Source organism: Photobacterium lucens (genome assembly GCF_009873615.1).
GTDB lineage: Bacteria > Pseudomonadota > Gammaproteobacteria > Enterobacterales > Vibrionaceae > Photobacterium > Photobacterium lucens.
Map to the genome: position 1 here is coordinate 1 of NZ_SSMG01000004.1, position 19927 is coordinate 19927.

At 42.9% G+C, this 19927-nt stretch carries 15 protein-coding genes; 5 read left to right on the forward strand and 10 right to left on the reverse strand.

Going from position 1 to position 19927, the window contains the following annotated elements; translation table 11 throughout:
* Window positions 1-338 precede the first annotated feature (338 nt).
* Both E5A76_RS00950 and E5A76_RS00955 read left to right on the forward strand, forming a co-directional pair.
* Window positions 339-1370 (forward strand): IS110 family transposase, encoded by a 1032-nt coding sequence (locus tag E5A76_RS00950; RefSeq protein WP_161117836.1) that lies wholly within the window; start codon window positions 339-341, stop codon window positions 1368-1370.
* A gap of 368 nt (window positions 1371-1738) precedes the next feature.
* A complete protein-coding gene (locus E5A76_RS00955) occupies window positions 1739-2584 on the forward strand; it encodes a LysR family transcriptional regulator (RefSeq protein WP_161117837.1) in 846 nt (281 codons plus the stop codon).
* Here E5A76_RS00955 and E5A76_RS00960 read toward each other — a convergent pair.
* From E5A76_RS00960 to cmoM, 9 genes are all read right to left on the reverse strand, one after another.
* A complete protein-coding gene (locus E5A76_RS00960) occupies window positions 2535-3314 on the reverse strand; it encodes a TSUP family transporter (protein WP_161117838.1) in 780 nt (259 codons plus the stop codon). The genes E5A76_RS00955 and E5A76_RS00960 overlap by 50 nt on opposite strands.
* Before the next feature lie 169 nt (window positions 3315-3483).
* Entirely contained in the window at window positions 3484-3936 is a 453-nt protein-coding gene (locus E5A76_RS00965) for a group II truncated hemoglobin (protein ID WP_053988255.1), read from the reverse strand.
* A 110-nt stretch (window positions 3937-4046) separates the two neighbouring features.
* A complete protein-coding gene (gene torA, locus E5A76_RS00970; RefSeq protein WP_161117839.1) occupies window positions 4047-6527 on the reverse strand; it encodes a trimethylamine-N-oxide reductase TorA in 2481 nt (826 codons plus the stop codon).
* Window positions 6528-6603: 76 nt separating this feature from the next.
* Window positions 6604-7788, reverse strand: a complete 1185-nt coding sequence (gene torC / locus E5A76_RS00975) for a pentaheme c-type cytochrome TorC (RefSeq protein ID WP_161117849.1) — start codon at window positions 7786-7788, stop codon at window positions 6604-6606.
* Between the two features lie 37 nt (window positions 7789-7825).
* Window positions 7826-7996, reverse strand: coding sequence for a trimethylamine N-oxide reductase system protein TorE (gene torE / locus E5A76_RS00980; protein ID WP_161117840.1), 171 nt, complete (start codon window positions 7994-7996; stop codon window positions 7826-7828).
* Window positions 7997-8227: 231 nt separating this feature from the next.
* Entirely contained in the window at window positions 8228-12691 is a 4464-nt protein-coding gene (mukB, locus tag E5A76_RS00985; protein ID WP_161117841.1) for a chromosome partition protein MukB, read from the reverse strand.
* Window positions 12691-13434: a chromosome partition protein MukE gene (mukE, locus tag E5A76_RS00990; RefSeq protein ID WP_053988259.1), complete on the reverse strand. Its 744-nt coding sequence runs from the start codon at window positions 13432-13434 to the stop codon at window positions 12691-12693. The genes mukB and mukE overlap by 1 nt, the downstream gene beginning before the upstream one ends.
* Window positions 13415-14737, reverse strand: a complete 1323-nt coding sequence (mukF, locus tag E5A76_RS00995) for a chromosome partition protein MukF (RefSeq protein ID WP_008986793.1) — start codon at window positions 14735-14737, stop codon at window positions 13415-13417. Before mukF ends, mukE begins: the two co-directional genes overlap by 20 nt.
* Window positions 14734-15567: a tRNA uridine 5-oxyacetic acid(34) methyltransferase CmoM gene (cmoM, locus tag E5A76_RS01000; RefSeq protein ID WP_053988260.1), complete on the reverse strand. Its 834-nt coding sequence runs from the start codon at window positions 15565-15567 to the stop codon at window positions 14734-14736. The genes mukF and cmoM overlap by 4 nt, the downstream gene beginning before the upstream one ends.
* A 119-nt stretch (window positions 15568-15686) precedes the next feature.
* On the opposite strand from cmoM, the gene elyC reads away from it, so the two are divergent.
* The 3 genes from elyC (at window position 15687) to hpf (ending at window position 18890) form a co-directional block, all read left to right on the forward strand.
* On the forward strand, window positions 15687-16514 hold the full coding sequence (elyC, locus tag E5A76_RS01005; RefSeq protein WP_053988261.1) for an envelope biogenesis factor ElyC: 828 nt from the start codon (window positions 15687-15689) through the stop codon (window positions 16512-16514).
* Window positions 16515-16894: 380 nt separating this feature from the next.
* Window positions 16895-18283, forward strand: a complete 1389-nt coding sequence (locus tag E5A76_RS01010; protein WP_161117842.1) for an L-cystine transporter — start codon at window positions 16895-16897, stop codon at window positions 18281-18283.
* 247 nt (window positions 18284-18530) lie between these two features.
* Window positions 18531-18890, forward strand: coding sequence for a ribosome hibernation-promoting factor, HPF/YfiA family (gene hpf, locus E5A76_RS01015; protein ID WP_053988263.1), 360 nt, complete (start codon window positions 18531-18533; stop codon window positions 18888-18890).
* A 73-nt stretch (window positions 18891-18963) separates the two neighbouring features.
* Here hpf and E5A76_RS01020 read toward each other — a convergent pair whose 3' ends face one another.
* Complete coding sequence (locus tag E5A76_RS01020; protein ID WP_161117843.1) at window positions 18964-19872, reverse strand: LysR family transcriptional regulator; 909 nt, start codon at window positions 19870-19872, stop codon at window positions 18964-18966.
* Between the last annotated feature and the right edge of the window lie 55 nt (window positions 19873-19927).

Here is a 19927-nt window from a genome sequence, read left to right on the forward strand (position 1 = left end):
CCGTTTACCCCATTGGTTAATTGAGCTTGGTGCTTATCAGCTTATAAATTAGCTTTTTTACTTTTAAGCACTTATGTATGGAAAACAAGACAACTATACACCTTAATGCACATATAGTCATTCCATACGCAACACTTTGTTACTTTTTTAAAGAAGTACGGGGAAAATAAACAACAAACGTTTTACTGAAATTACAAGGCTATAAGAATAAACAAAACTAATCCCAAACCACGTTAACACGATATGAATGAGTAAACGGTCTAACGTGATGTATGGAATCCACTCCCTCTCCGCCAATCTAAACTTAGCGGAGTGAAATTATCTTTGAGGGTTCCAACATGTTAACTAATAACGTTATCGCTATCGATTTAGCAAAAAATGTTCTTCAAGCCTGCCATATCAGCATTCATGGCGAGATCTTGTCTAATAAACCTCTAAGTCGACAGAAAATGAAAGAGTTCCTTGCCAACGCGAAACCTTCGATTGTTGCGATGGAAGGTTGTTGCGGCTGTCATTATTGGGGCCAATTAGCTGAAAGTTTTGGACACGAAGTTAGGATTATCAATCCTAAAAAAGTGAAAGGATATTTAGAAGGCCATAAAACTGATCACAATGATGCTCTTGCCATTGCTAATGCTGCTATGCAGATCGGTATCAAATACTCTCGACCTAAGTCATTAGAACAACAATCTATGCATTCATTAGAAACCAGCCGCAGGTTCTTATCTCGTAGTGTGGTTTCCTTAGGGCTTCACATTAGAGGGACGATTTTGGGCTACGGGATAGCAAACCCTAAAGGTGAAAAAGGTTTAAAAGCGTCGGTTCAAACAGTACTTGATGGAGAAACCTCAATACCAGCAAATGTTGTATCCGTTCTGTCCATGTTGTGGGAGCAATATAAGGAACTGAAAGCAAAGCTCATCGCGTTCGAAAAAGAGAAAAATGCGTTAACCCGTCAGATAGAACAATGCCAACGATTAATGGAAATTGAAGGTGTTGGTGAAACAACAGCAGCGATGCTTTATACCACTCTGGGTGATGGAAAGCAGTTCAAGAATGGAAGGCAAGCTTCAGCGTTTGTTGGTCTTACGCCCAAACAACATAGTTCAGGTGGTAAGGTCTTTATGGTTGGAATCGATAAATGCGGTGGTGTGAAAGAGCTACGCTCCCTTCTCTATCTTGGTGCAATGTCTTACGTTGGACGACTACCAGAAAAACCGAAGACTCAAAAGGATGCTTGGTTGAGGAGTATCATAGATCGTATCGGATTCAAGAAAGCCTGCATTGCACTCGCGAACAAAGTGGTACGGACTGCATGGGCAATGTTACGGTATGAATCTGAATATAAACCTGTTTTACTCACCGATTAATCATTAATAAACTCTTAAATTTTACAAAATGATGATGCATAAAAGGTAAGACCAACCTACTGAAAACCTGACCATTCTGTCATGCTAAGCAAGCTGCTAACTCGATAAGGACAGTAGGTGCGCAAAACATCAAAGGCTAGAAGGTAGCTCCTTCAATAAGAAGCCGAATATACGACCGCATCTTAACTTTTATTACCAAAATCACTTTGTAAATACGTGGATTCCATATACATAATGGGGCAAAAGCATGATAGATAATTTAGTAGATTTGTTCTGAAACAAATAGATACACAACGAATAACACAATCTCGCCTCTTCCCCTGTAATCACGTATCATTGATTCCTCTCTTTCATCAATGGATTGAACTATGCTGCTGGAAGGTATCGAAACCTTATTAGTGTTAGCGGAAGAAGGCACCATGAGCCGTACTGGTAGCCGTTTGTATATTAGCCAGTCGGCAGTGAGCAAACGGATTGCTAAGTTAGAAGCGACGTTAGGCACTAAGCTGATCATCCCTGCGGGCAGGTTAATTAAGCTCACCCCCGATGCCCATGCGTTAATCAAAAACGTGGGGCCAAGTTTTAATGAAATTCGTGGGCTGATTTTTGAACATCAGAATTTGGACGATCAAAGCATTATTACCTTAGATTGCTCTGAAACTTTGGTGGCAGGTTATTTGGCTAATGCGTTAGGGACGTATTTTCAAAAAGATAAGTACATTTCAATTACGACACACCATACCCCTGTGATTGTCGAAAACGTGCAATCTGGTAAAGCGTCCATTGGCTTTTGTGCTGGGCATTTACCTGCGCAATACAGTTTTATTGCCGAGCATTTGATGGATGAGCCATTTAAGCTGGTGTTTAAACAACCGCTGACGGCATTACCTAAAGCGATTGTGGTGAATGATTTGAAAAACCCGTCGAATATTTCTCAGGCGGCGGTGTTACAAAAATTAGGCATTACACCCTTGATGGAAATGGATTCTTATACTGCTTCAGCGCAGTTAGCACTGGCAGGTATGGCACCTGCCCTTGTGCCGCAATCGATAGTGAAAACGTTAAGTATTGACGATAAATACTGTTTTGAATTTGCCGAGCTTGCTGAACTTACTCGCCCTATTCACCTGATTTATCGTCAAAATAGTTACAAGCTCCCAAGGGTTAAACACCTAGTTGAAACCATTGTGGATGCTGTTCCCAAAGCAGTTTAACCGCCATAATCATCGACATAATGATCACCATTGGGCGAATGAATTTTTGCCCTTTGTTAATCACAATATGCGCACCTAATCGTGCACCAATAAAACCACCTGCTGCCATCACTAAGCCTAATTTCCATAACGGTAGCCCTGCGATAATAAAAAAGATCAATGCCGCAATATTAGAGGTGAAGTTTAAAACTTTGGTTCTTGCGGTTGCTTCTACTAAGCCAAATTTGGCAATGGCAACAAAACAGATGGTAAATAATGAGCCTGTACCGGGGCCAAAGAAACCATCGTAAAAGCCGATTGATGTGCCCACTGTAAAAGCAAACATGGCTTCAGATAGTTTCGGTTCGCCTTGTGGTTTACCCACGTTAGGACTTAATAAGAAATATAGCGAAACAAAGATCAATAATACGGGGATCAGGCTGGTTAATATCCCTGCATCTATATGTTGTACCAACAGTGCCCCAAGAGCCGATCCAATAAAGGTACAGGCAATAGCAAGGCGCATTTCACTGAGTTTGACTAACCCATTACGGACAAAGTACAAGGATGCGGAAAAACTACCAAAGGAGCTTTGCAGTTTGTTGGTAGCAAGTACTTGAGCCGGTGGAATACCAACCGATAACAAAGCAGGTACGGTTAATAGCCCACCGCCCCCTGCAATAGCATCAATAAAGCCTGCTAGACCTGCAACAAAAAACAGTAAAACGAATATTTCTAAACTTAATTCCATGTTAATCAACGTCGTAAGGTGGTTCTCAATAACGAGATATTACCTTTGTTGATCATAATGCAATAGCGAAAAACAAGACGACAACCTATTCCTATTTGGAAACGGTTGTCGTGATTGTTTTATTGGGCGGTATTACCAGCTGTTTATATTTACAAGCTAGATTGAGAGGCTATCTGCGGTTTCGGCACATTTCAGCGGGGAACGAAAGCTGCACCATCACATAGCGTTTGAAGGTTTCTTCATAAGGCTGATCATCGAGGGCTTTTTGCATACACAATAGCCATGCATTTTTCTCTTCAAGCCCAATGTCTAAATGACTGTGCGCCCCGGGGATATTCATTGAACCGTAGATCTCTGCATAACGGGAAGGTCCACCCATCCAGCCAATAAGAAAAGTGGTTAATTTAGCTTTGGATTCACTGAGATCAGGGTTATGCATGGCACGTACTTTAGCTGCGACGGGAATGGTATCCATATAATGATAAAACGCATCCACCAGCTTTTTTACGCCTTGCTCACCACCAGCGGCTTGTAAGGTACTATCACCTACACCATAAACTGGGGCTTGGGTTTTCTTTACGCCTGAGATCTCATCTTGCTCTGGGTATTCTGAATTGTTCAAACTCGACTCACTGTCTTTTACTGTCCTCATTTGTTTTATTATATCTAAAAATAATAAAGAGCCTTGCTATCGGCTCTTTATTGTTTAGTTTCTGTTAGCAAAATCACGCCTTAACTAACGTGAATTGGCCCGCTGAATGAAGTAACAGGTGGCACTTCGCCTTTGTGTTTTTCAATATCGACCACCACAGTATTGGCACTGGTTGCTTGCGCTAACTGAGAGGTCGGTATATCAATGGTCACGGTATTTGGATCGCCATACGTATCTATTGCGCCTATGTCGTTATTGAGTGGTCCAAACCATGCCCCTTCATAGATACGAATAACCCCTGTTGGGTAATCATCTGAAAGCACTGCCCCTGCTAATAATTGCCCACGATCGTTAAACACTCTGACGATATCACCGTCTTTGATGCCTTTTTTCTTGGCGTCGTCTGGGTTGATATATACAGGCTCATGACCTTTCACCGCATAGGTGTTACGAAAATCTTCCGAGTCACACATTTGCGAGTGCAAGCGTTTATCAGGGTGGCAAGATTGCAACCAGAATGGGAATTTGTCAGATTTAGGCCCACCGTGAGAGCGTTCTTCTTTCTCAAACCACATTGGATGCCCTTGGCAATGCTCGTAGTTGTAGCGGGCTATTTTACGGCTGTAGATCTCAATAAAGCCTGATGGTGTTCCCAAGGAGTTGATTTCAGGATCGTCTCGGAACGCTTGGTGGCTAACGTAGGTTTGATCGGTTTTAAACCCTGCGAAACCCTCTTTCCAGAACTCATCAAATTCTGGCATTGGGTTTTTATCTTTATTGGCATCACGACAGTTGTTGTACAGCTCTTTGATCCACTGAGTTTCATCCATGCCACGAGTGTATTCTTTGCTTTTGCCAAAGCGTTTACACAGCTCGGTAAAGATAGCGAAATCCGTTTTCGATTGATAAAGCGGATCAACCAATTTGTGCATAGCTAACACGCCAGCGGTGGAATAGGTGCCGTATTGGTCAATATCATCACGTTCAAACTGGGTACAAGCAGGTAATACAATGTCGGAGAAACGACAGGTTGGCGTCCATGTGTAATCAATATTGACTACGGTTTGCAGTTTTCTGAACGCCTCTTTCATCCGGTTACGTTGTTGATGGTGATTCCACGGATTACAGCCGCTAAATATCATCATTTTGATATCTGGCAACACTACATCGCTGCCATTGAATTTGATCTTCTTACCCGGCTCCATAATGGCATCAATCCACCGAGCGACAGGAATAACCGCGCTATAACCTTTGAAATCGTTATTATTCCAAATTGGGACTTGCCCTTCATCAACATTACGTGGAAAGCCCCCCGGCCCTGCTGCGGTACTAAATGGCAGACCAACACCACTATAAAAGTGCGAATAAGAAATACCGCCCCCCGGCAGACCAATTTGCCCAATCATGGAGGCTAACACTGCCCCCATCCAATAAGGCTGTTCACCGTGTTGTTGACGTTGTACCGCCCAGCCAAACATCAGCATGGTTCTGTCTTTGACTAAGCGACGGGCAAATTTACGAATATCATCGGCTTTCACGCCACAGATTTTCTCTGCCCATTCTGGTGTTTTCTCAGTCTTATCTGCGCCTGTTCCCAATAAATACGGCAAGAATTCATCAAAGCCTAAGGTGTAAGTTTCAAGGAACTGCTTATCGTAGAGGTTTTCTTTATACAGGGTATGGGCGATCCCTAACATAAATGGCACATCGGTTTGTGGATTGACATATTGATGTTCACAACCGAAGTATTTTTGGCTTTTCGACACCACGGGATCGACCGATATCATGGTGAGCTCGCCTTTAGCGACTTTATCTTTTAATTGGGCGTAATAGCCATAGGCATCGTGACTTTCACATTGCCAACCGATTTGCCCGTTTTTGATCGGATCGCTCGACCACCAGATCAAGGTTTTGGTGTCTTTTAAAATGGTTGTCCATGTGGTGGCTTGGGCATACACCTCGGTTGAACCTAACACGTAAGGCAAAATAACTTGTCCCGCCCCTGTGGAATAATCCCCGACTTTTTTAATGAAGTTACCGTGCATTCCCACAGCGCGTTGCATATGTGAGGTACAGCTTTGAAATTGCCCTGTTTCACGCCAGCCTGTTTGCCCAGCATGGAGTGCCCAAGGGCCATAATCTTTTTGGATCCGTTGTAGCTCTTGGTAGAACAGATCGAGTGCTTCGTCCCACGTAACACGTACAAAACGGTTGCTGCCTCGGGTTTCGCCACTGTATTTATTTTTCTTAAGCCAATCTAACCGCACCATCGGATAACGGATTCGGGTTGGGCTATATATCATCCCTTTAATGCCGTTAAGCATGTCTGTTGGGTGTTTATCGAGATCAAAGGGTTTAATTTCAGCGACTTTCCCATCGTAAATACGGGCTCTAAATGCGCCCCAGTGTGAACCTGACACTTTCCATATGCCCGGTGGCTCGGTTGATTGGGTCACTTCTTCTGCGGCTTTGGCAACTTGCATTAATAAGCCGGGACCAATAACGGAAGCAGCGCTTGTGGTTGCTAAACCTTGCAAAAATTTACGCCTACTCAGTGACATAAACAATTCCTCACGATTAAAACGTAAAAAGGTTGCTTAGCATTGAGCGAGACATGCAAAGCAACCTTTAGTTTGATTAATGTTCAGCTTTTGAAAAGTTGGACGAATGATTTTGTAAGTACTTCAACACAATCGCTTCGCTATCAGTATCAAAGTTCACAAAAGCGAGCATACCGTTAAACATGCCAGGCCAAGTGTTTGCATCAAAATGGTTTTCTGCTGGCTGAGTGTGGCAGACGCTACAGTTGGTGTTATAGGCTGATTTTGCTGCGGTCCAAATCGTACTGACATCACTGACAAAGTTCTTTTTCTCTACCCATAAGGTAGCTGTCACTTGTTGCCATTTAAGCCCCGTTACGTCGTCTTCTTTTTGATCGAAGCCTTTGATCACCTCTGGACTCTGTGCCGCATTTTTACTCAGCGCTGCGGTTGGAATGTTTAAACCGAAATCTTGGTTGATCACCCGACCAAAGCCTTTTTCTTTGCGCCAGCCGTTAATTTCGATTTGCAGCATGTCATCTTTAATATCGACCACTTTGACCGCTGATGCTGGCTCTAATGAACCGCCATCTTGGGTTTTCGCCTGATCTTCATAAAGCGGTGTAAATTGTACGCTGTAGTAGGTATTACCGGTTGAATAGTCAGTACTATGGGATGACGCAATCAGTTCAGAGACAATACCACCAGAGGATGCCATATCGGCAGGTAAATGGTGTGCTATCCCTTTATGACAGTCGATACAACTTTGATCTTTGACTGCCGCCTGTTTCATTTGTGCTTGGGCGCGAGGCGACATCTCATCCCATTTCATACTGGCGTAGCTATGACAGTTTTTACATTCTAATGAGCCATTAGCAGAAAAACGTTTCCACTCGTGCTGTGCTAACTCAAGACGTTTTGCTTGAAATTTTTCAGGAGTATCAATGCTTCCGATAATGGCACCAAATACCTCCTTACTTGCCTGCATTTTACGGGCAATTTTGTCGGTCCAATTATGGGGAACATGGCAATCAGGGCATGTTGCTCTCACCCCGGCATTGTTTTCCCAATGAATCGTACCTTTAAGTTCAGGATAAACTGTATCTCTCATGGAATGACAACTAATACAAAACTTCTCAGTATTGGTCATTTCGAGTGCGGTGTTGAATCCCCCCCAAAAGATAACCCCCGCAACAAATCCACCTAAAGCCAACACCCCAAGGCTGATCTTGGTCGCTGGACGCCACAATGTGATCCAAAATTTTTTTAAGGATGACTTCATCATCTACCTACCTGTTTTATTGAATGTTGACGAATGCTTAACCGTGGCCAGGAGGACCAAAGACAAACACTTGTAACGCCCAAACAATAAATCCGTATCCGCTAACAAACATCACGGACAAAATAGGAAACAGTAATACGACGATGAATAAAAACGTGCGCCATTCATAACGACCTTTGTCTTTATCATCAATTTCATCACTATACATTATTGCTATCTCGCTTTTTCAATAAGCCAACTGATACCTAAAAGGCTTTATTAGTGCTTAAAATGAATTATAGACAATAGATTTACATTTAATTAACAGTGTTATTAAAAAGCCAGTTGCATCACATTTTTAACACTTGTTTTTATCAGCGAAATTTATCTAACTTATTATTTTAGTGATAAAAAAAGGTCAGCATTGCTGCTGACCTTTAGGATTATTTTACCGAGCTGATTATTCGGCTTCTTCGATTTCTAGTACCGTTTGAACGGGAGCTTCAACTTTCGGTGTATTACCGAAACCACGTAAGCCCACCACGTGTACGTGTTCGCGATCTTTGAAAATCTTACGTACCAGTTTGTAGGTTGTACCCTTCTCTGGACTGATATTTTCAGGTGCTGCAATCAATAACTGCATGTCTAGACGTTCACAAAGCTCGAATAGCGTTGCGATTGACTTACCATCAAGACGCGCTGCCTCATCCAAGAACAGTAGACGACAAGGAATAATGTCTTTACCACGTAAGCGGCGAGATTCTTCTTCCCAGCTTTGTACTACCATCAATAGGATTGCCTGACCTGTACCGATCGCTTCACCTGTTGATAGTGCGCCTGATTCCGCTTGTAGCCAACCGTCTGTACCACGGTTAACTTCGATGCTTAGCTCTAGATAGTTACGGTAGTCAAGTAGTTCTTCACCTAAGATCTGTGGTGAACGCTGACCCATATCGATATGTGGGTTCAAACGTTGGAACAACTTCGCAATCGCTTCTGAGAACGATAGACGGTTGTTACCAAACAGATCGTTGTGCTGATCTTTTTGCTCAACTAAACCAGCCAGTAGTGATTCGTGCGTTTCACGTACTTTCACGTTTAGACGTACGCCGTTAACCTGACCGAAGCCCACACTTTGTAGACCTTGGTTTAGCATGCGGATACGGTTTTGCTCACGCTGGATGGTCTTACGAATAATGTTCGCAACAGAATCTGAGCTGATCGCTAGACGTTGTTCACGTGCAGTTAGCTCTTCTGTTAGACGACCAAGTTCAACTTCCATCTCTTCGATAGCTTCAACGGGATCATCGGTACGAATAATATCGTGACGAATACGCTCACGTAGGTGCTGGTAAACTGCAATGTAGAACAGCACTTTACGCTCTGGACGTGTCACATCTTCAGAAGCACGTAGCGCATCACGTAAGTCTTCGTTATCCGCCACAGCAAGACGTAGTGAACCTAACGCTTTATCCGATAGCGAACGTAGTTCATCGGCTGACATGTACGCCATTTCACGACGGTGTAGACGACGTTCAACATCGCTTTCACGTGCTAGACGTAATACTGCACACCAACCTGCTTTAGCGTTAACTACAAGTTTACGAATGTCTTGGTAGTCTTTGCCAACTTTGCGCAGACGCTTCACTAGCGACTTCATTTCTAGATCAACAGAAGTGATTGAACGCTCAAGCTGGCTACGACGGTTACGTGAACTGTGTAGACGCTCGTTTAGCTCATCACGACGTAAACGCGCACGCTCTTCCGCCTCAATATCAGCACGTACACCTAGCTCTTGTAGTTCACGTTCAAATTCTTGAACCGTTTCTAGTTTCGCTTGGTGTGAACTCTTCAGTGACGCCATTAACTGGTTGTACTGGTTCGCTTGTGCTTGTGATTGTTTTAGGGCTTCACGGCTACGGTTACGTGCTTGCTCTGCGGTTGCCAGCTTCGCTTTTAGCTGCTCATTTAGCTCTGAGCTCTTACTTAGAAGCTCAACAGCATCGGCATAGCTAAAGTAATGACGACGCTCAGCTAAATCCGCGACTGCGAAGATCAGTGTTTTCAGCTCTTGTAGCTTCTGATCGGCAGCTTCGTAATCAGCTTGTAGCGCATCGAATTGCTCAGGATCAGCCTCTAGTGCAGAGACTAATGTTTCAAGCTCAGCTAACGCTTTACCGTGACGGTCAAGGTAGTTACGTGCTTCATCCATTTGTGAAAGCTGCTGCTCTACTTCTTCAAAACGTGCGGTTAGCGTGTCGTCTTCAAGTAGTGTCACCACTGGGTTTAATTTAGCCAGTAATGATAGACCTTCACGGGCTGCTGCCAATTGGCTGCGTTGTTGTTGTTCTTGAGATTGCGATTCTGCAAGCTGACGTGTGATTTGGTTGCGCTCATCACGGGCTTGTTTTAGCTCAACTTCTGGATCTGGGTTAAATGCCACTGCCATATGCGTTGCAACAAAGCTGTTGAAGCTTTGGTATAAACGCTGAAGTTTTTGCGAATCAAAGGATGCTTTTGCGTGATCTTCGACAACTTGTTCACGCTCATCACGAAGAATATCTAGGCGTTGTTCACGAGCCGCACGACCAAACAGTGGTACTTTCGGGAAACGTGAGTAACGTAGTTGGCGATCATTTAAGTGAACACAAACTGCATCTTCTAGTTCATCAACGTCAAAGCCGCTGTCATCAAATGCATCTGCATCACCTTCAATGATGTATAGATCATCTGGGCAATCGTCCAGTGCAACTAGCTTCTCTTTGATGCCTTTAAGATCTGGCACCACGATAGCGTGACGCGCAGGACCGTACATAGCACTGAAATATGGCGCATCATCAATGGTAATGTCGTCGTAAATTTCAGACAACATAGTACCGCCAAGGGTATCGGCTAATGCACGTAGACGTGAATCATCGCTACCACCCGGTTGCGCTAAACGTTCTATATCGCTATCTAACTGCTTCTTACGTGCTGCTAGTTCATCACGTTGACGAGAAGCTTCACGCTCGTTATCAAGCGTTAACTGCATTGCTTCCATCACAGCTTGGCTGCTATCAAGCTCGGCATTAGCTTGCTCAGACAGTTTTTCTAACGCATCTGATGCCGCAATCCATGTTGGTGCTTGTGACTCAAGCGTTGCAATGCGAGAAGCTAAACGTTGCTCGTTGTGACGCATGTCATTACGCTGTTCAACAAGAGCGGCTTGATCTTGCTCTAGGCTTTCTAGCGTTGCTTCATGGCGCGCTTGCTCTTCCACTAAAGCTAATTCGCTATCTAATGTTGTAGCGAATTTCTTGGTGTAAGTTTCAGCTAACTCAAACGCTTGACGCTGGCTGCGAACGCTACGCTCTAAATCACGGTATTGCGCCTTTAGCTGCTCACCACGATCTGAAATCGCACGTAGTTGACGACCGTGGTCAATCAATTCACGGGCTTTATCACTGGCGTTGGCACGATCAATAGCACCTGCGATAGTGGTGACAATCGCCAGACCTTTATCAAACTGTTGCGCTGCCGCAGACGACATATCTAGTTTATGTTTAAGAGCTAGAAGTGCTGTGGTTTGAGTATCTTGTTGCAGCTTAAGCTGAGCAAGATACGGTGGCGCTTGGTCTGGTAGCATTTGATGATCACCAGACAAATCACGTGCTTTTTCTAATGCTTGCAATGCTTGTTGGTATTGCAATGCACGGGTTTGCTGCATGTCTAATGCTTGTTGGTAATCCGCTAACTGCGTTTTTAAGCTATCTACTTCTTCTTCAGTTAGTTGTGATTGTTCTTCAGCCATCGCAAGTTGCTCTGCTGCTTCTTCAACCACCATTACCTGCTCTTCAAGACGCTCTGTTAGCTCTTCAAGATCTTCTTTATAACGCTCGATTTTTTCTGCTTGGCGAACGGCTGTTTGCACTAATTGCAGGTGATCTGATGCGGCTTGGTAATCTTGCTCTAATGCACCTTCTTGATCGGTTAGCTCGCTTAATTCGTTCGACATGTTGTTGAACGATGCTTGCTGATCAATCAAGGTTTGGCGAGAGCCCATTAGATCGCCACGTAGGCTTAATGTTTGCTCTAGTTTCTTCTGACGCTCGTTGGCATGACGCATGTAGTCTGCCGCAACATAGTTGGTTGCTTCAGTGATTAAATGCTTGAAGAGATCACGATCGCTTTGAGTTAGCTTGATCGCTTCTAGCGTCATGCGGTTTTCACGCAGTGCTGCTTCCATATCTTGGAAGGCTTTCTTAACACCGGTGTTGTGCGGTAATAAGTAGTCACGTAGCGAACGTGTGATCGCACTTGAAATACCACCGTAAAGTGATGCTTCAATTAAGCGGTAGAACTTAGAGCGGTCTTGGCTATTACGCAGTTTCTTAGGTAATACGCCCATTTCAAACATTTGAACGTGGTAATCAGTTACCGAGTTAAATGCTTTAAATTGTACGCCTTCAAACTCAGCTACGATGTCTTTTACGTCGTTTATCTGACGTACACGAGCTTGGTTGTCTGAAATCGTTTCAATCAACACATCTGTTGGTTTAATGTGTGATGGTAAGCCTTGAATTAAGAAAGGCTTGATATCAACTTTCTTATCGCGACCTGCCACTTGCTGTAGTTTAACAGCGAAGATAATGCGTTGTTTTTTCGAATTAACAACATCCAGTGCTGCGTAACACGCACCTGGCTTTAACTTACCGTGTAGACCTTTGTCACGAGAGGCATTCGAGCTACCCGCTTCTGTGGTGTTACGGAAGTGTAAAAGACTTTGGTCAGGAATTAGTGTGGTGATGAAAGCCGCCATTGTGGTTGACTTACCTGCACCGTTACCGCCTGAAAGCGTTGTCACCAAATTATCAATGTCAAAAGTACGAGCAAAGAAGCCGTTCCAGTTGACCATGGTGAGCGATTGATACTTACCGCGTTCCATTAGCTATTACTCTCCTGTTCCACTTGTTCTGCTTCTGCGTTTTCAAGTGGTTCTTGATTTTCTTGTTCAATCTCATCTAGCAAGCTTGATTGGCTTGGCTCTTGGTGGTGAACAACGGCTTCACCATCACGGATCAAGCGAAGCTGTGCTTCACGAATGTCATCACCAGTACGGACATCAGCACCAAAACGGAATACCGCTTCACTGATACGGAATTTACCGTGATCACCAATCGGAATTAACATGCCAATACGACGTAGACGACGCAGTGAGGTTTTCACTTTATCGAACAGTTTTTCACGATCAAGATCGGAACCCGTTGCACGGTTAGTCACTAATTTCATTAGCTTTTGTTCATCAGCTAATGCCACTAACTCGTCAAACAGTTCTTGGTTAGTAAAGATACCTTCGTGCGCCAAACGCTCTGGGCTTAGGTAGAGGAAACACAGCACTTTACCCACTAACATGTCGATTTCTGACAGAACAGAACGACCAATTAATGAGGTTGAACGTGGACGAAGGTATAGGAAACCTTCAGGAGCACGGACTAATTCTGCGTTGTAACGCTTGTAGAACATTCCTAATTCTTGTTCAAATTCAATCAAGAATGCGTGGTTATCTAAATCTTCACTAGAAATATGGCGACCTGAACGGAGCGCGTTATCCAGTGCAGGGAAAAGTGGATTAGCAATCGCTTTTGCTAACTTTTCCGGCATGAATTCTTCAATATTTGTCAATGACATGAGCTTGTACCTTGGCTCCGTATTCGTTAATTGCTTCCCAATCCGGCTGAATAGCGTTGAAATCCGCTTCCGAGTATCCCATTCTGACTGCTTGATCAATCACGATCCTTGCCAAGTCAAAATGCTGGGCAAATGGGTGTTGAGCCAAATAATCTTTAAGAAGTAGGCTTAAGTTAATTGGGGCGCCAGTTTCCTTATGCGCTTGAAGCATTGCTGCGACTTTTTCAGCCAAAATATCGTTGACTAAATCCAGCTCTTCAAATTCCATCTCAGCAGGAACAATACCTGTCACTTCGTCATCACGAAGCACGAGTGCTTCATCACGCATGTCTAATAGACGTTCTGCATCGGCATAGGTCAGTAGCCATGGCGCATCAAAATAATCAGTAACCGATTGACGTAAACGCTGGCTAAAGGCACGGTTCTTATCCATGTCGATAGCGGTACGAATGAATTTATGTACGTGACGGTCATAGCCAATCCATAAATCAATCGCTTGCTGACCCCAGCTGATAATACGGTCGAGTTTCATTTGCAGGATGTAAATCATTGCATCAACGAAATCGAGATCATCGTGACCTTGGGTCGCTTCTTGAATGGTCAATAATTGTGCTTGTAGCTGATCGCCTGCTGCTTGCAGGGTATCTTGTAGCTCTTTAAGCGTTGATGAAGTTTCATCAAGTAATTGCTCACAGCTACTGATCGCAGCACGCCAGTCTTGGTTTAACAACTCAGCAATGTCGACTTTCACTTGCTGCTGTTGTTCATCCATGGTGCGCTGGTTTAAATCGATACGGTCGAAAATTTCAGCTACTGAATATTTCAATACGGCATGAACGTTTTGACGCCAGTGTTTTTCATCACCGCCTTCTTGCGCTGCTGTTGCGGCTTTATTAATTTCGTCAGCCACCATTGCTAACTGAATAGATAGCTTAAGTGTTGAGAATTCACGTTGACGAACGTAATAATCAGTAATGCCAAGTGCCAGCGGGCTTAAACGGTAAATACTAGCGCCATCGGTTACTTCACTGGTAAAGCGCGAAATTAATCGTTGTCTTACCAATTCGTTAATGGCGTTGTTGGCGCGAAATGCCAGGGTTTCTTTTGACTGGCCGAACATGTCGCTTACGATGCGAAATGCGTCAACTAGTTCACCTTCCCCTAATTCTTCATCAAAGCGATCACCGCTTAATACGGCAATGGCTAACAAGAACGCCAGCCGTTCCGTTGGTAGGTTTAAAGCAAATTCATTCTGCTTTACCCAGTTAACCAACTCAGGAACCGTCTGGGTAACTTCACTCATCCCTTGTCCTTATTGCTGTTATTTGTATTTGTCGTTGTCATGCTCGTTTCTTCAGCAAAAGGCTTACGGGCATAAACATGAATATAACGACCCAACGACAAAAACGGTTCCTGACGACAGAGCTTTTGCTCCATATCAAGAACTTGTTCAAAACTGTAGTCACCTACTCGGAAGTTTTGCATGTAATCATGGAAGGTACGAACCCCTGTTTTGCCCATGATTTCAAAACCTGCATCAGTAAGGCACTGATATACCTCGTCTGGTTTTATTCCTTTCTGCGGCTGTAATTTAAAACGTTTACGATGCGGCATACCTTGCTCAATGTGAGTCAGGTTGCCACAAATCAAGTTCTTAAACAGTAGACCGTTGTAGTTATAAAACATCACGGAAATAGCGCCACCCGGTTTCACGTTCTCTAATAGACCCGTGAGTACCTCAATTGGTTCAGCCAGCCATTCCATTACGGCGTGAAATAATACCAAATCAACAGGTTCAGGTAAGAACTCCCCGATTTCTTGTACCGGGCAGTGCACCAAACGATATTGCTCAAGCAAACCGTTTTTAGCAATTTCTTGTTGAGCTAGTGTCAACATTTCGCTAGAAAGATCACATAACGTCACTTGATGTCCAAGTGATGCAATTTTTTGTGATAACTGCCCTAGTCCTCCTCCTGCATCAAGTACAGAAAGTGGTGATACACTGCTAAGCGCGGCGAGAATTTGTTCAATATCTTGCCAAACGACAGTTTGCCGAATCTGCCCTTTTGCGGTGCCATATATGTTTTCAGCGAACTTTTGCGCCAAATCATCAAAATTTCGGTCTTTTATCACGGCTGCTTTACGTTATGATAGCGAATCTAAAAAGTGACTTATTTTCTCACAAGCAGTAAAGGAATAAAGGCTTGTGATGCTTTTTCAAGCTCAACTGCTGAAATTTCGGACTACATTTCATGTTTGAATTAAAAAAATTAATCGCAACACTCCTTATGCCCCTGCCTGCGTTGCTGATCATTGGTGTTATAGGATTATTGGTTTTATGGTTTAGCCGTAAAACGAAACTGGCTTCTGGGATTATCGCTTTCTCTTTTCTTGGCATTTTTGCGGTCTCTTTCCAGCCTGTTTCTACCAGCCTATTACGCCCTTTGGAGCAAGAACACCGCGCGTTTGTTGGCAGTTCAAAGCCTATCGATTTTATTATGGTGCTCGGTAATGGCCATGTGATCGATAAAACCTTTCCAATAACATCAGAGCTGTCACGCACTGCGTTAATGCGCCTTGCTGAAGGGATCCGTATTTACCGTATGTATCCGGGGTCAAAAATGATCTTATCGGGCTATAGCGGTGGTACAACAATCAGCCATGCACGTATGCTAGCAAAAGTAGCTTTAGCGCTCGGGGTGAGTAAATCTGACATTTTGCTACTTGAAACAGCAAAAGATACGTGGGAAGAAGCACATCAAGCGGCTTCTGTAGTCGGTAGTAAGAATTTAGTGTTAGTAACATCGGCAAGCCATATGACACGAGCACTGAATGAGTTCCATCAGGCAGGCTTAGATCCTATCCCTGCTCCAACCAATTTCATGGCAACCAATAAAATAAAACAACCTTGGGTTCGCTATGCACCAAGTTCACAGTTCTTAAACCAAACAGAACGCTACTGGCATGAAAAACTAGGCATGTTATGGCAAGATCTTCGTGATTTTCTTGCGAATACAGATAAAAACAAGAGTGAAAAAAACACCGAAGAGAACACTGACGCACTTACGGTAGCAGGCTAACTCACTGCTATAACCCAGTCACATTAACAACTTGGTTCTCTCCATTTTCTTAAGCCCAATGAGCGATACTATCCGTTGCTTATTGGGCTTTTTTACATCTCAAATCCAGATTAACACTTTATTTATCATTTAATTAGCTATTAAGAGTCAATCATTGCGCTCTTATTGCATATAACTAAAAGCTATATATAAATTCATTTTAAGCTAATAAAAGCCATAAAAAATGTATCTGAAATCCACATTAAATAATATGATTCTTTCCAACACGAAACAGTAAATCGCTTAACATTTTAAGTTAAAAATTTAACAGCTATCAGTTTGATTAACTGCGAATTATTGCTTTCAACTATAAATATACGAATAAATCAAAGGTTCGCAGTATGTACCAAATACTTAATTTAGCGATTTTTGCGCTACTTATTGCTTTACTTATTAAGCAGCAACGCACAGACAGTACACTTTCAAAACGCGTATTTACTGGCCTATTTTTAGGTGTCCTATTTGGTGCTTCTCTACAATGGTTTTATGATCCTGCTACCTCAGTAGTCAGCGATACGCTTGAGTATGTAAACATTGTTGGTGCTGGCTATGTGAGCTTACTGAAAATGATTGTGATGCCACTCATTATGGTATCTATCATTGGTGCAATCATTAAAGTGAAAGACTCTAGCTCACTGGGTAAGATCTCTTTCCTAACCATTGGTATTTTACTGGCAACCACTGCGGTGTCTGCTCTAATTGGTATCGCTATCACTAACGCCTTCGGTTTAAGTGCAGACGGTATTGTTGAAGGTGCACGTGAAATTGCTCGTGGTGAAGCGCTACAGACTCGCTTAGGCAGCATTGCCAATGTGTCATTTGCCGACATGATTATTTCTTTCTTCCCATCTAACCCGTTTGCAGATCTTGCTGGTGCTCGCCCAACTTCAACCATTGCGGTAGTGATCTTCTCTGCGTTTGTTGGCATGGCTGGTTTAACGGTTATCAAAACTAGCCCTGAGATTGGTGCAAGTTTCGAGAAATTCATGCATGTCGCTCAAGAAATTGTGCGTACTCTTGTTCGCATGGTACTTAGCCTAACCCCTTACGGTGTATTGGCACTGATGACTAAGGTTGTTGCTGGCTCTAACTATGATGACATTCTTAGCTTACTGAACTTTGTGGTCGCGTCTTATATCGGTTTAGGTTTGATTCTGGTACTGCACCTTGTGCTAGTGAGCTTTACTGGTGTTAACCCATTCCGTTTCTTTATGACGATCTTGCCTGTACTGACGTTTGCATTTACCTCACGCTCTAGCGCAGGCACGATCCCACTGAACATTGAAACACAGGTTAAATCTTTAGGTAATGGTGATGCTGTAGCTAACTTCTCAGCCTCTTTCGGTGCCACCATGGGTCAAAATGGCTGTGCTGGTCTGTACCCTGCTATGCTTGCAGTAATGATTGCACCTACCGTTGGTATTAACCCATTAGATCCTAGTTTTATTGCATCATTAGTAGCGATTGTCACGGTAAGTTCATTTGGTATTGCAGGTATTGGTGGTGGTGCTACTTTTGCAGCAATCATCGTGCTATCAACAATGGGTATGCCAGTTGCCTTAGCGGGTCTACTAATTTCGATTGAACCTCTGATTGATATGGGACGTACTGCAGTAAACGTTAGTGGTGCAATGACTGCGGGTACGATGACTTCTCGTATTCTCGGTTTAAACCAGTCCACTGAGATTGATAAAGAAAAGCAACCATCTGTGGTTAATAGCAATAGTTAATTTTTAGCCCAAGTGTTCTCAAGTTACTTGGGTATATTAAAGCTGTGAATTTCTCNTGGCGCTTATTGTGCAAAAGCAAACCACTTTATTTTCTTTAAATATTTTAAATGGCTTAAAAAGCACCATTTTCAAGCTTTTATTAACAAATAAACCCTTAACTTAAAATGTGACATAAATCACATTTAATTCCCCACTTTAGGTTCAATTTAATAACCATGAACTCCAACGAATTTATGGGTAATTTATTATGAGCATTAAAATTACAGCACGTGGTTTTGAACTTCCTGACTACCTAGAGCAACATATTAAAGAAGCTTTCTTCAAGTTTGATAAATTCAAAATTGCTTTCCAAAGCAAAGATGTATTTATGAAACTTGAGGAAGGCCGTAAGTTTATTGTTGAGATCGCAACGAAATCTAACCTAGGTAAAATCGATGCGACGGGTGAAGCTAACGAGCTTATTGATGCATTCAATGAAGCATTTGATCGTCTAGAGCGTCAAATCATCAAGCACAAAGAAAAGCCACAAGCTCACCTAAGTGAAAAAGCACAAAAAGAGAAAGAAAACTTAATTAAAGAAGAAGACGAAACTTTAGCTAAGTTATAAACCATCTTGCCACTAAAAGCGGTCACTGTTTTTCATCCTTTATTTCGGTGATCGCTTTTACCTTTCTTCCTTATTATTTCTTCTCAATCTGATTTAAGTAATCCAGTAATTTATTTCTTACCCAAATATGGGCTTGGCTTTTATTATGTCGGTTATGCCATACCATTTGTTGCGAAATGGGTTTAACTGTAAAAGGTAAAACTAATATATTTAAACCTAATTTTTCTGCATATTTATCCGCTAAACTCCCTGCCGCAACGCCTAAACAATTACTTTCAGATACCATTGTCATCATGGATAACAACGATTCACATTCACAGCTTATCTGACGATGTAAAATTGTATCTTCCGTAAAGTAATCTGCAGCGTACAATTCTGAACGTCTGATTTTTAACGTGATATGTTTTTCTGCGTAATACTGCTCTTGGGTTAACTGCTGATCTATTCGTGGATGTCCTTTTCGGCATATCGCAACAATATGATCGCTGTAACACGGTTGTTGATGGTATCCCGCAGCTGGATGTATTCCGACATCTATCGCTAAATCGGCTTTTTGTAAGCTTAATATTGAAAACAACTCATCTTCTTGCGGTGGTGTTAAGCCAAAGCAAATCTCACAATTGCCTAAACTGGTATCAGCTTCCACAAGCGGTTGAAGCAACTGCATCATAGGCTCATTGACTAATACATGAAATGTCCGTTTCGCCTGTACATCGAAGCGATGAACGTTACTTAATCCCATCTCTATCTGCTGCAACGCAGGGTTCACCGATTCAGCCAATTGAATAGCTGTATACGTTGGCGATATGCCTCGCCCTTCTCGGACAAATAAATCTTTCCCCAGATATTGTTGCAACCGTTTGATTGCCCCACTGACGCCTGGCTGAGTTAACCCTAATGATTCTGCCGCTAATGTAATCGACTTGAGGTTATACACCTCGGTAAATATACGTAATAAGTTGAGATCGAATTTATCCGTCATAGTTACTCACAATACATAACTGATGCTTATGTTTTACATAGCTTTCACTTTATAT